Annotated in this window: 12 protein-coding genes and 1 other RNA gene; 4 read left to right on the top strand and 9 right to left on the bottom strand. The window is 60.2% G+C overall.

Features of this window, described 5'->3' with window-relative positions; all coding sequences use genetic code 11:
* Nucleotides 1-21: 21 nt before the first annotated feature.
* Genes EUU25_RS05895 through EUU25_RS05885 form a run of 3 tightly spaced genes read left to right on the top strand, consistent with a single transcriptional unit; the run spans nucleotide 22 to nucleotide 2,434 of the window.
* Nucleotides 22-1,062, top strand: coding sequence for a cysteine desulfurase family protein (locus tag EUU25_RS05895; protein WP_158899165.1), 1,041 nt, complete (start codon nucleotides 22-24; stop codon nucleotides 1,060-1,062).
* Complete coding sequence (locus tag EUU25_RS05890; protein ID WP_158899163.1) at nucleotides 1,026-2,105, top strand: cysteine desulfurase family protein; 1,080 nt, start codon at nucleotides 1,026-1,028, stop codon at nucleotides 2,103-2,105. Before EUU25_RS05895 ends, EUU25_RS05890 begins: the two co-directional genes overlap by 37 nt.
* Entirely contained in the window at nucleotides 2,102-2,434 is a 333-nt protein-coding gene (locus tag EUU25_RS05885; RefSeq protein WP_158899161.1) for a 2Fe-2S iron-sulfur cluster-binding protein, read from the top strand. Before EUU25_RS05890 ends, EUU25_RS05885 begins: the two co-directional genes overlap by 4 nt.
* Before the next feature lie 19 nt (nucleotides 2,435-2,453).
* Here EUU25_RS05885 and EUU25_RS05880 read toward each other — a convergent pair whose 3' ends face one another.
* Nucleotides 2,454-2,717, bottom strand: coding sequence for a hypothetical protein (locus tag EUU25_RS05880; protein WP_158899159.1), 264 nt, complete (start codon nucleotides 2,715-2,717; stop codon nucleotides 2,454-2,456).
* Between the two features lie 68 nt (nucleotides 2,718-2,785).
* On the opposite strand from EUU25_RS05880, the gene ssrA reads away from it, so the two are divergent.
* Nucleotides 2,786-3,130: a transfer-messenger RNA gene (gene ssrA, locus EUU25_RS05875) on the top strand.
* 42 nt (nucleotides 3,131-3,172) lie between these two features.
* On the opposite strand, the gene EUU25_RS05870 is transcribed toward ssrA, so the two are convergent.
* From EUU25_RS05870 to EUU25_RS05835, 8 genes are all read right to left on the bottom strand, one after another.
* Nucleotides 3,173-3,397 (bottom strand): hypothetical protein, encoded by a 225-nt coding sequence (locus EUU25_RS05870; protein ID WP_158899157.1) that lies wholly within the window; start codon nucleotides 3,395-3,397, stop codon nucleotides 3,173-3,175.
* A gap of 94 nt (nucleotides 3,398-3,491) precedes the next feature.
* A complete protein-coding gene (locus EUU25_RS05865; protein WP_158899155.1) occupies nucleotides 3,492-4,745 on the bottom strand; it encodes an N-succinylarginine dihydrolase in 1,254 nt (417 codons plus the stop codon).
* Nucleotides 4,746-4,748: 3 nt separating this feature from the next.
* The gene (locus tag EUU25_RS05860) at nucleotides 4,749-5,780 is read right to left on the bottom strand and encodes an arginine N-succinyltransferase (protein WP_158899153.1); all 1,032 of its coding nucleotides are present in this window, start codon (nucleotides 5,778-5,780) and stop codon (nucleotides 4,749-4,751) included.
* The gene (locus EUU25_RS05855) at nucleotides 5,777-6,985 is read right to left on the bottom strand and encodes a hydrolase (protein ID WP_158899151.1); all 1,209 of its coding nucleotides are present in this window, start codon (nucleotides 6,983-6,985) and stop codon (nucleotides 5,777-5,779) included. Before EUU25_RS05855 ends, EUU25_RS05860 begins: the two co-directional genes overlap by 4 nt.
* Before the next feature lie 267 nt (nucleotides 6,986-7,252).
* Entirely contained in the window at nucleotides 7,253-8,077 is an 825-nt protein-coding gene (gene rsmA, locus EUU25_RS05850) for a 16S rRNA (adenine(1518)-N(6)/adenine(1519)-N(6))-dimethyltransferase RsmA (protein ID WP_158899149.1), read from the bottom strand.
* Entirely contained in the window at nucleotides 8,074-9,087 is a 1,014-nt protein-coding gene (pdxA, locus tag EUU25_RS05845) for a 4-hydroxythreonine-4-phosphate dehydrogenase PdxA (RefSeq protein ID WP_158899146.1), read from the bottom strand. Before pdxA ends, rsmA begins: the two co-directional genes overlap by 4 nt.
* The gene (locus tag EUU25_RS05840; protein ID WP_158899144.1) at nucleotides 9,087-10,427 is read right to left on the bottom strand and encodes a peptidylprolyl isomerase; all 1,341 of its coding nucleotides are present in this window, start codon (nucleotides 10,425-10,427) and stop codon (nucleotides 9,087-9,089) included. The genes pdxA and EUU25_RS05840 overlap by 1 nt, the downstream gene beginning before the upstream one ends.
* Nucleotides 10,428-10,529: 102 nt before the next feature.
* Nucleotides 10,530-12,761, bottom strand: coding sequence for an LPS-assembly protein LptD (locus tag EUU25_RS05835; RefSeq protein ID WP_158899142.1), 2,232 nt, complete (start codon nucleotides 12,759-12,761; stop codon nucleotides 10,530-10,532).
* Between the last annotated feature and the right edge of the window lie 61 nt (nucleotides 12,762-12,822).

Genomic DNA, 12,822 nt, shown 5'->3' with positions numbered 1-12,822 from the left:
TTCGCAACTGTCATGGAACAAATGGCCCCGATTCCGCGCATATATCTCGACCACGCCGCCACGACGCCGCTGCTGCCAGCGGTGCGCGAAGCCATGGCCGACGCGATGGCGCGGTGGGCGAACCCGTCCTCCCCGCATAGCGAGGGCCGTGCGGCACGTGCGGCGCTGGAAGATGCGCGCGCACGGATTAACGCCGTCTTGGGCTGGGATGGCGAACTGATCCTGACAAGCGGTGCCAGCGAAGCCATCGCACTTGCCCTGCGCGGGCAGGATGCCATCGCCAGCGCGGTTGAGCATGATGCGGTGCTAGCCGTGGCTGGAAAAACGCGCCTGCCGGTCAACGCGGACGGCTATGTGGAGGCATCCGCAATTCAGGCCGCCGCCCGCTATGCCGTGCAGTCGGTCAACAATGAAACCGGTGTGATCCAGCCGCTGCCCGACATTCTGGCGGCGGTCCGTGCCGTTGGAGGGACATTATTCACCGATTGCTCGCAAAGCGCTGGAAAATTGCCTTTGCCAGAGGCGGACCTTATCGCGATTTCTGCGCATAAACTGGGCGGGCCGCCGGGTGTCGGGGCCTTGCTGACCCGCAATTTGGGGCTTTTGCAACCCACCGGCGGGCAGGAGCAGGGCTATCGTCGGGGCACCGAAAATCTCCCCGCCGCGATTGGCTTGGCCGTTGCATTGGAAGCCGGATTTGCATGGCTGGCCGAAGCTGCGCGTCTGCGGGCCGTTCTGGATGCGGCGGTGCGCGAGGCCGGGGGAATTGTGGTTGCCGACGCGAGCGATCGGCTTGCGACCATTGCGAGTTACCAGATGCCGGGCGCTGCGGCATCGAGCCAATTGATCAACTTCGATATGGCAGGGATCGCCGTGTCGGCAGGTAGCGCCTGTTCTTCGGGTACATTGAAAACCAGCCATGTGCTGGGTGCGATGGGCTGGGATGAAAAGGCGGCCTCGCAAGTCATCCGGGTTAGCTTCGGTCCCGAAACTAATGCAGCCCATATCGACCGCTTTATCGATGTGTGGCGCGGCATCGCGGCGCGGACAAAGGCGGCGTGATTTACCTCGATTATCAGGCAACAACGCCACTGGCTCCGGAAGCCTTTGCTGCGATGGAGCCCTGGTTGAAAGACGGTTTCTGGAATCCGCACAGCGCCCATGCCGGTGGACGTAAGGCGGCCGCCGCCGTGGAAGTGGCGCGGGACCAGATTGCCGCCTTGCTGCCCAAAGGGGGCAAGTTGATTTTCACCAGCGGCGCGACCGAAGCGCTCAACCTCGCCATCAAAGGCTGCGGCTTGCCGGTTGCGGCGCTTTCCACCGAACATGCGGCGGTGCTGGATTGCGTGGCCTATCTGGGCGGCGCAGTTGTGCCGGTCGGGACCGACGGGCGCGCTGGGTTTGATGGTGCGGGGCAGGGCCTGTTTGCGGCCATGCTCGTGAATAATGAAATCGGAACGATCCAGCCGGTCGCCGATCTTGCCGAGCAATGCCATATACAGGGCGGTCTGCTGCTGTGCGATGCGGTGCAGGCCTTTGGCCGGATGCCAATCCCCGACGGGCCGGATATGATTGCGGTGTCCGCGCACAAGATTCACGGACCCAAGGGCATTGGTGCCTTGTGGGTGCGCGACGGGATTGAACTTACACCCTTGATGCATGGCGGCGGGCAAGAACAGGGGCTGCGTTCTGGAACCTTGTCGCCAGCCTTATGCGCAGGCTTTGGCGCAGCGGCGCAGCTGGCCGCACAGCGGATGGAGCAGGATGACGCGCATGTCGCGCTGTTATGGGACCACGCCATTGCGGCATTTTCGGACTGGACCGTGAACGGGTCGACAATCCACCGCTACAAAGGCAATCTCAACATCCGCCGGGACGGGGTGGATGTGGGCCGCCTGATGTCGGAATGCCGCAACATTGCCTTTTCCGCCGGATCGGCATGCGCCAGCGGTTCGGGCCGCCCGAGCCATGTGCTGTCGGCGCTCGGACTGTCCCAAACACAAGCAAAATCTTCGATAAGGCTTGGTTTTGGGCGCTATACGACGCTTGCGGAAATTGATATTGCTGCCGAAGCAATCAATCGTGCAGCAGGGGCGATGTTATGATCAAGATAACCTTCATCAACGCCGAAGGCGACGCACATGAGGTTGAGGCCGAAACCGGCCTAGGGTTGCTGGAGGTTGCGCAGGGCGCCGGGATGCCACTCGAAGGGACATGCGAGGGGCAGATGGCCTGCTCCACCTGCCATGTAATTGTGGACAAGGCATGGTTCGACAAATTGCCGCCCGCCGTCGAAGATGAAGAAGATATGCTCGACCTCGCCAGCGGCGCACGGCGCACCAGCCGCTTGTCCTGCCAGATCCTGTTGACCGACGAACTCGACGGCCTCGTCGTCCGCATTCCGGCGGAGAGCCGGAATATGCAGGGCGTTTGAATTCTAAAACTTGAATATGTTATGGGCCGAAGACCCACTCAGGTGGAATGATTTCAAACAGAAAGAGTGCTACAATCGCGCTAACTAAGACGAGCGCCCAAAAATATACTTTCCAAGCTGCAGCCATGGCTTTTTTTAGGGCTTCGTATCTGCGGTCGTTCCAAAATATTTCACTTCGGATGTCATCCGGCAGGTTGTTCCGATATTCTTTCCAACCTCGCCAAATACCTAGAAGTCCAGTTGCTACAGCAATGGCTAGAACCCTCGAGTAATCAATATCCATTTCAATGCCCTCTAATTGTAGAACTTTAAGGGCTAATCATGTTGTTACAATGTTTAATTTAACGCTCTTCACTTCCCATTCACGAAAGATCGCCTATATGGGTCGGTGCCGGGTTCGCCCGGCTATGGCGATAAATTGCGATGTGCAATAGATGCAGCGGACCCGGGGGCGGTACCCGGCAGCTCCACCATATCTCCCGGTTTACCGGGCGTTCTGATGGGGCTGAACTAGGATCGACGTGCGTTGAAAAGCATTGTTTTTGCCCGGCATGAATAAGCCGTGAAATGGTTCAAAACTCATAAGTGCAAACGATAACGAAGCACTTGCTCTCGCAGCGTAATTTTGGGCCTCACGGTCTGAAATTATCCTAAAAGAACGCGGCCGAACCGGCCGGGCAACAGAAAGGTTACAGCGGCCCCCCGGAGCCGGGCAACAGAATCCGGGGACTTTCCCCCTCAATCCACCCCAAACGCCTTGTGCAGGTCAATCGCCTCCAACATCTTGGACGCCGCGATGAACACCGCGACGGTGCACAGCACGAAGAACATCTTGCCCACATTGCCCGGATATTGGACCATATAGTCCTTACCCCTTTCAGCCGCACCCAGGCCGAGCGCGTAGGTGATGAGGAAGACCTCCAATTTGGTCTTTATGGTGAACAGGCGGGCGATTTTTTTCATAGTTAAAATAATTAACAGCAATGCCTGTGCCAGTTCAGCATTTGCAGGCATCACAATGGTTAACGCGCACGCCGATTGTAAAGGAATTCGACGCTTAGCGCAGCTCCGCCAGACCGCATGCATCGAGCAGCGCCTCGCGGGCCTTGCGGACGGTGGAAACCAGCGCGGAATTGCCCAGTTGATCGGGCGCGATTGTCTCCGGCCAATGCGCCGCGATAACGTCGGAAATCCGGTCCAGTTTCGCCTCGTCCGCCATGAAGCGTGGGTCGACCGTGGCGGGATCGCATGCGACGCGCAACCGCAGACAGGCGGGACCGCCGCCATTGGCCATGGACTGGCGTACGTCGACAGGTATGAGCGTGCGGATCGGGCCGTTGCCCGCCACCATCTCGCTCAGCCAGCCCCAGACCCGCGTATTTTCCTGCGCCTCGCTGGGCAGGATCAGCGCCATGCCGCCATCGGGCAGGGTCACAAGCTGCGCGTTGAACAAATAGCTCTGGATCGCATCGGCCAGCGACACGCGGTCGGCAGGGACAATCACAATCTCCGCCTCGGGCATCAGCCTTTTGATGTCGGCATAGGTTTCGTCCGGATATTCAAAGGCCTGTTCGTGGGTGAACAGAACGCGCTCATTGGCGACGGCAACGACGTCATTATGGAAGGCCCCGGCGGCGATGGCCGTTTCCGACTGCTGCACGAACAGCGTCTTTGCCGGGTCCAGCCGATGGGCGCGGGCGATGGCTTTGGACGATTCGACATGCTGCCGCGCGGGGAAGGGGCCGCCAGCCTTGCCATAGACAAAAATCTCGATGCCCGCCTCACCATGCGAAGGGCATAGCCGCATGAAATTGGCGGCACCCTCGTCGCCATAGGGCGGCGGGACGGGGCCATGTACCGTGAAATGCTGTGTATCGGCAAAGGCGAGGCGCAACTGTGCGAGCGTGCCTGTCCATTCATGGCTGCGGTGTGCCATGGTCAGCAGGTTCGCCGCCGACAGATGGCATTTGCCGTCCAGCGTATCGGGCGCTGGCGACACCGTCGCAGCATTGGCTGCCCACATGGCCGAGGCAGAAAAAGCGGCCGCGCGGATGTGCGGCTCGGCGCTTTCCATATCGGTCGCCAATCCCGCCAGCCATGCTGTGTTCGGCCGGTCGAGCGGCATGAAGAAACCCTGCGGCAGGCCAAGACGCAGATTTGCGCGCATCTTCTCGACACCCTGCAACGCGGCAGCACGCGGTTCCGAAACCGCGCCTGCATTATTGGCCGACGCGATATTGCCGAGGCTCAGGCCCGCATAGTTATGGCTTGGGCCAATGATGCCATCAAAGTTGATTTCCGCGAACGCCATGTCTTACCACCTAGGAACATATGTGACGGTTTCACCCGCCGAAAGCTGAAGCGCCTTTGCGCTGTCGGGGTCGAGAAAGACCTTGTCGCCATCCTCCAATACCCAGCCATAGGCCGCCGCAAAGCTGCCCAGACGGCCACTGCTGACGAGCATTTTGGCGCCTTCCTTATGCTCGCCCAGGCGGTCGCTGATGTCGCTGACGACCGCATCCTTGGCTTCGCGGACGCTGCGGACCTGATCGGTGCGTGCGGTCATCGTCGGGCCACCGTCGAAGATATCGACATAATTTTCCCACGCAAAACCTTCATTTTCGAGCATCCGCATTGCAGCGCGGCCCGAAGGATGGGGCACGCCGATAACCGATTTCGCGCTTTCGGGCAGCATCGCGATATAGACGGGGTGCTTGGGCATCAGGTCGGCGATGAACTGGTTGCCGAACTTGGCGTTGAATTCGTCCGCCTCTTGAAAGCTCATGCCGAAAAAGCGGCCTGCGACGCCATCCCAGAAGGGCGAACCGCCCGCTTCGTCAATGACACCGCGCAGTTCGGCAATGGTCCGGTCGGCAAAGCGCGCCCGATGGTTGCGAATGAACAGATAACGGCTGCGCGCGATCAACATTCCGAGGCCACCGGCGCGTTCACCGGGGTGAAGAAACAGGCCACCGACTTCGGTCGTGCCTTCGAGATCGGTCGACAGGTTCAAAATATCGGCGCGGAATGTCCGGCCAAGTTCTTCGCTATGCTGCGTCAACGCCCCGATGCGATAGCTGTAAAAGGGCCATTTCTGTCCGACATTGCCGAAGATCTGGCAGGTCCCGCGCACTTCGCCGGTCGCGGTATTTTGCAGGACAAACACATAGAGATCGTCGCTGACGCCATCTTCGACCCGGCTGAACCCTGCAACCGAACGCTCCAGTTTTGCCGTCAATGCCTTGCGATCCGGCGGCAGATTGGTGAACCCGCCACCGGTCCGTTTGGCCATTTCGTAGATGGGCTGCAAATCGTCCATATTTGCCGGACGGATAATGAAAGTCATAAGGCTCCCTTTTTGGCGATACGCAATATGGTCAAGGCGGACAGGCGCGCGCGCTCGACCAGGCTTTCGGTAATCAGAAATTCGTCGGCGCTGTGGATCGCGCCACCGCGCACGCCCATGGTGTCGACCACGGGGATGCCGCAGGCGGCGATATTATTGCCGTCGCACACGCCGCCGCTGGCTTTCCACGCAATCGAAAGGCCAAGGTCGGCCCCGCACTGCTTGACCAGATCGAACAGCTTGGCGGCCCCTGCATCAATGGGCTTGGGCGGACGGCCGAAGCTGCCGTGCAGATGGGCGCTGACGTCATGTTCCCGTTCGATATCGGCAATCAACGTGCGCAGCGCGAGATCTGTTTCCTCGACAATTTGAGGTGTCATGGGCCGAAAATTGACGCGCAATATGGCGTGGTCGGGCACGACATTATTGGGGCTGCCCCCTTCGATCCGTGCCGGATTGACGTTGAGGCCGGGGCGGGTGAGCGCCTTCAACCGCAGAGCGAGGTCGGCAGCGGCGAGCAGCGCGTTGCGGCCATCTTGCGGATTGCGTCCGGCATGCGCGCTTTTGCCGGTAAAGATGATCGAGAAATTCCCGCTGCCCCCGCGTTCACCCGCCAAGGTCCCATCGGGCAGGGCGGGTTCGTAAGTCAGCGCTGCGGTCTTCCCTTTGGCAAGCGCGGTAATCAGCGGCGCGGACGAGGGCGATCCGACTTCCTCATCGCTGTTGATCATCACCTGATAGCCGACATTTGCAAATTCAGGCGCTGTCTCGGCAGCGGCGAGGGCGGCCAGCATGACGGCAATGCCGCCCTTCATGTCGGCGACGCCGGGGCCGTTCAACACGCCATCCTCCAGCCAACGCTGCTCCTGAAAATTGTGGTCGGCGGGAAATACGGTGTCCATATGTCCGGTGAAAAGCAGTTGCACCGGCGCTTCGGGCCTGACGGTCACGACCAGATGACGACCATGTTCGACGATTTCGACGACCCCGTCTGCCCGCACCTTTTCGACAGGTGCCGGCTCTTGAAGCTCGATATTTCCGGGGAGAATGGCAAAGGCATCGGCCAGCAGATCGGCGGTCGCTTTCAACCCCGCGAGGTTGCCCGATCCGCTATTTATCGCGGCCCATTGCTGCACCTGTGCCAGCATCGGATCGTGCGTGATCCTTTCAAGCGCAGCGCGTTCGGTGGAAGCCAGATTTTGCATCCACCGCCTTTAGCCGCGCACAATGCGAAGCGCCACCCCTAGCGAAATGTTGAGTTGAACCGGACGCTGAATGACACATAGCCGGTCAATTCAACAACACACCCGTCACCCTGAACTTGTTTCAGGGTCTTATTCAGCGACGGTGAAAACTAAGACCCTGAAACGAGTTCAGGGTGACGGTGCAGTAATCTGGGAGTGCAGCGGGGTGACGATGAAGTAATGGGGAAGTGTCGCCGGGGTTCAGGCGAATGGAGCGGGACGCCCCCATTAACCCAAATGCCGCGCCAGTTCGCACCATTCGGGGATCGTCACCGTTTCAGGCCGCCGGTCGGCTGCAATTCCGGCTTTCTCCAGCGCATCCAATGCGCCGGGCACAGCCTTCAGGCTTTGCCGCAGCATTTTGCGCCGCTGCCCGAATGCTGCGGCGGTCAGTTTTTCGAGGACCGCCATCTTCACGCCTTCGGGCGCTTCGCCGGGGGTGATGTGCACGACGGCCGACATGACTTTTGGCGGGGGGGTAAAGGCGGAGCGGTGGACGGGCATCGCGATCTTGGCCTGCGAACGCCACTGCGCCAAGATGGCCAACCGCCCATAAGCATCGCTGGCCGCAGGCGCAACGATCCGGTCGGCAACTTCGCGCTGGAACATCAGGGTCAGCGATTGCCATTCCGGCGGCCACACATCGCCACCCAACCAACCGACGGCAAGCGCGGTGCCGACATTATAGGGCAGGTTGGACAGAATGTGGAACGGTCCGCCGATTTCCTTGGCCGGATCAATTTTCAGGGCGTCGCCCTCGATCACCCTCAACTGTCCCGGAAACGCCTCTGCCAATTCGGCGAGCGCGGGTAGGCAGCGATGGTCGCGTTCGACCGCCAGAACATTGGCGCCGGCGCGCAGCAATGCGCGCGTCAGGCCACCGGGGCCGGGGCCGACTTCATAGACATTCTGTCCCTTGAGCGATCCGGGGATGGCGGCAATGCGGTCGAGCAATTGTTCGTCGAACAGGAAATTCTGACCGAGTGCTTTGCTGGCCGACAGGCCATGGCGGGCGATAACATCCCGAAGCGGGGGCAATGTGGGAAGGGTCATGCCGCGTCTGCGGCTTGGCGGTTGAGCGCCGCCATTTCCGCCATCTTGATGGCCGCAATCATCGAATGGGGCATTGCGATGTTCTGGCCTGCAATGCCAAAGGCGGTGCCGTGGTCTGGCGACGTCCGCACCACCGGCAGGCCAAGCGTGATGTTGACGGCGTCATGGAAATAAAGCGTTTTCAATGGGATCAGCGCCTGATCATGATAGGCGCACAAGGCGGCATCATAATGCGACCGCGCCTCGGCATGGAACATGGTATCGGCGGACAGGGGGCCGACAACGTCAAAGCCCTCGCTGCGTATTTGCGCGATCGCGGGTTCGAAAATGTCGATTTCCTCGCGGCCCATATTGCCCGATTCGCCCGCATGGGGGTTGAAACCGGCGACCGCCAAACGCGGGTTCTCTATCCCGAAATTGCGCTGCAGCCCCTTGGCCGTGGCGCGCAGCCGTTGCCGGATCAGGCGCCCGTCCAGTTTGGAGGCCACCGATGCGAGCGGGATATGGGTTGTCATGGGCACTACGCGCAAGTCTGGCCCGGCGAGCATCATGACGGCATTATTCTTGGACACGCCGCAGCGTTCGGCGATAAATTCGGTTTGTCCGGGATGGGTGAAACCGACGGCGTAAAGCTGGGTTTTTGAAACAGGCCCTGTGACCAATGCCGCTGCACTGCCTGCGCGGGCGAAGCCGATGGCCATTTCCAAAGCCTGATAGGCGCAATGCGCGCCGTCCAGATCGGGTTCGCCCGGTATGACCGAAAGACAAGTGTGCACCTCGATAACGGGAAGCGCCGAATCGAAATGCGCAAAGCTATCGGCGGGGTCGTCGATCTTGACGACCGGGCCGTTCCAGTGCGGCGCGAAACTGCCCATATCGCCAATGGCGAAGAAGGGTGGAAGGTCCGCGCTTTTGCGTGCCTCCCATGCTTTGCCGATAATTTCCGGTCCTATGCCCGCCGGGTCGCCGACCGAAATCGCTAACGGCAGATCAAGTCGCCGTGGCGGCATCAGTTATATTCGATGACTGCGTCGCGGCGAAGGTCACGCAGATAGATACGTGCCCGTTTGTTGACCCGTTCTTCTTCAAGCCGCGACATGATTTCGTCGAAGGATTCCGAAGACGCTTCCTGCGGGGCATCGCGGCCGCACATGACGAAGACGCGGACGCCATCTTCCAGCGAACCATAAGGCGGTGTTGACTGGCCGACTTGCAGATCAAGCATCACTTGCTGCAGCGGGGCAGGGAGGTCGCGAACCTTGATACCATCGCGGTTCACCACATCAGCGTTCAGCTGGCGCGCCATTTCATCGGCCGCGCCGCAACCACTGATTTTGCCGGTTTCTTCGCTGAACCGCTTCACCAGCGGCGCAACCTGCGCTTCGGTTGTGCCGGCGGGGAAGGTAATCGCAATCTGCTTCAGGCTGAGCACCGAATCGCGCGGGTCGGACGTTGCGACCTGACGGCGGTCGATCAGCAACAGGATCGAGATGCCGCCGGGCGAAGGAACAGCCTGGATTTCATTGGCCCGCATATTGCTGGCTGCGGTCGCGAGCGATGGCGGCAATTGGGCTAGCGACAGCCAGCCAAGGTCGCCGCCGACCGATGCGGTCGATGCTTCCGAAAACTGGCGGGCATAGGCGACAAAATTGCCGCCCTGACGCAGTTGGTCCATGATCTTGCGTGCATTTTCGGTCACTGCTGGCATCGTTTCCGGCGTGGCCGAAAGGTAGATTTCACCGATGCGATATTCGGTTGTGCCCTTGGTGGCCTTGATACGCTCGATAATCGCGTTGACCTCGTCATCGCTGACATTGGCCGACGGACGCACGTTGCGCGACAGCAGACGGCTCCACGACAATTCGCCCTTGATCTGGCGCTTTAGCGTGGCGACCGACGAACCGATGGAGATGAGATATTTTTCGACTTCATTGGCCGGACGGTTGAAATTCTGTTGCGCGACACGGTCGAAATACTGGTTCACCTCGGCATCGGTGACTTCGATTTCATTGGCGGCCGCTTCTTGGATCTGGAGCGTTTCGTCGATCAGGTTGGTTAGAATCTGCGCACGGAAACGCGCGACTTCTTCCGGCGGAAGCTGGTTGTTGTTGGCCGCAACGATCAGGGCGAGGCGGTGGTCAATGTCGGTACCGGTAATGATTTCGCCGTTCACCTGCGCGGTTGCGCGGCGCACATTGGGGTCATTTTTGCCGAACAAGGTCTGGCCATCGGGAATGTCGAGACGGGCCTCTGGTGTGACTTCGTCCGAAACGGTCTGCGCAACCGAAGGTGTCAATGCAGTGGCAGTTGCCAGCAATGCCGCAATGGAAAAGCGCTTGGAAAACTTCATCGATGACAATCCAGTATATAATCAAATTCGAGCGGGAAATAGTGTGACGCTGCTGAACCGCAGATGAGCAGCTGCCGCCCTGTCCCCCATGTGCAGTCGGCCTTACACACCCAGATTACGAAATGCCAGCCGGAACAGGAAACTGTTGCCACGGCGCGCATCGCCCGTCGGCTGGTAATCGCGCCGCCATGTCAGGCTGAGCGAGAGACAGTCGTCATCATAGGCGACGCCAAGGCGATGGCGGATGGGATCAAACCCGTCGGAAAGCGTGGTGGGATCCTCGGTCGTGTCGGTCAGGTCGATAATGGTCGACCCGAAAACAGACCAGTAGCGCGCGACGCGGACACGGCCGGCAAGCCGGATTTCTTCACGGTCCGACAAATCTTCGACCGTGGGACCAATGTTGCGGTTTAGCTTGAGATAGCCTGCCTGCACATAGGTGCCGCGTGATCCGATGGTCGCGTCAATCTCGTTGCGCCGTACCGCCAAATTATCCTTGTCGAGCCGGAAACGGTGGGTCAGCTTGACGATGTCCTTGAAACGGAACTCGCTGCGGCCCACGATGTCGGATGCCTTGTCCGACAGGCCGGTGCCATCGGGGAAGATCGACTGGCGGTTCGACAAACGGTAGCTTTGCCCGATATTGATATCGGCGGTGAAGTTGGTTTTCCGCAAGGTCCAGTCGAAGCCATAAGTGATGCGGTAGTCATCCTCGAACCGGTCATAGCCCGGGAAACGGTTGAGCGCGAACAGGTTGCTGTCTTCGAGATCAACGGCCCGCGAATCTTCGTTCGGTATCTTCAAATTGGTCACCGACGGCGCCGCCACGAGTTGGACGCGGGGGGTGAAAATCTGGGTGCCGCCCAAGGCTTTGCCGACGAAGGGCCATTTGACGTCCATCGCGCCTGCGAAAATGGCCCGGCTCTGCCACCCGCTGTCGCCGCGATAGATGGCGGTGGTGGTGCTGGCATTTTCGTCGCTGTGGTAGACGTCGCCGCGGGCAAGTGCGGTGAAGGTCACTTCCTGGCCCAGCTTCGTAATCTTGCGCAAATCCCATTTGACCGATCCGAACGCGCGCTGCGTGTCCTGTCCGGCGGTGCGGCCGATGGCGAGGCTGTTCGCCTGCAGCTGGATGTTCCCGCCGAGAAGCGGGTCGCTCAGGCGGCGGCGGTAGTCGATTTCGGGCAGGGCAATGGGCGCGAGCCCCTGCTTGTCACCGGTCCGCAAAGTCTGCACCGCCCAACCGGAGAGCGAGAAATAGCTGTTGTCATCGATCCGCTCGGCAGCAAAGGTGGAGCGCAGGCGGTCGTCGCGGCTGATATCGTAACGGCGCAGAAATGTCCGGTCGGACGCCCTGCGGCCCGATGCGGAGATCGACCAATAGGGATCAAGCTGGAATCGGCCCGCACCCTCGACATATCCGCGAAACACATTGCTGCCCGTGGGGATGACCGCGCCGCTGGTGTCGATCCGGTTGCTGTAGGTGCCGTAGGCGGTAACTTCGAACGCACCGGTCTTTTCCAACGAACGGAACTTGACCTGCCCCAGGGGCGCGGCATTGGAAAAGGCCGTAATCGCTCCCGTCAGGTCGCGGTTCTGGGCGATGCGCCAATAATAGGATTGCTCGATCTCAAGTCCGTTGTTCCGCGAAAAGCCGACGCTCGGCACCAGAAATCCGCTACCCGCCTTGGTATCGACTGGGTGCGACAGGAACGGCAGGGGCACGATGGGCAAACCGAAAAGCTCGATCCGCGCGCCTTCATATTTTACGCGCTTTGTGGCAGGGTCATAGACGACCTTGACCGCCTTTACTTCCCAGCTCGGCTTTTTGGGGCAGCCGTCGGTGCCTTCGACCTTGCACGCCGTGTAGGCTGCATAGTCGAGCGAATAAACGCCATCCTTGCGCGCGCCGCTTTTGGCGGCAAGGCGGCTTTCGTCGGCGAGAACGACGAGGAGATTTTCGACGATGCCGTCTTTCAGCGTGTCCGTGACGACAATCTTGTCCCCATAGGCCACATCGCCTTCGGGACCGACCGACCGGATATTGCCTTCGGCCGTGACTTCGCCGCTGGTGCGGTTCCACACCACCGTATCGGCACGCAAGGTGTAGCCATCGCGGTTGACGACAACATCGCCCTTGGCCGTGACGACTTCGCTGTTCGAGTCATATTCAACGACAGCCGCCGCAAAGCCAATCTGGTCGTCGGCGGCCTTGGCTTCCACCGGCGCAGGCTCGGCTTGCGCAAAAACAGCGGTCGGCAACGCTCCGCCCGCGAGCAGCAAAGCCGCCAGCAAAAGCCGGGAAGAAGAGGGCTGTAGGGCGGGGATAATCATATAAACCGGCACGTCCTTTATAGCCGCTCTAAGCTCAGGTCCACCCATCTTGCGCCGGATG

Source organism: Sphingorhabdus lacus, from assembly GCF_009768975.1.
GTDB classification, from domain to species: domain Bacteria; phylum Pseudomonadota; class Alphaproteobacteria; order Sphingomonadales; family Sphingomonadaceae; genus Sphingorhabdus_B; species Sphingorhabdus_B lacus.
The sequence above is the reverse complement of the archived record's forward strand: the minus strand, read 5'-3'. Positions and strand labels throughout refer to the sequence as shown.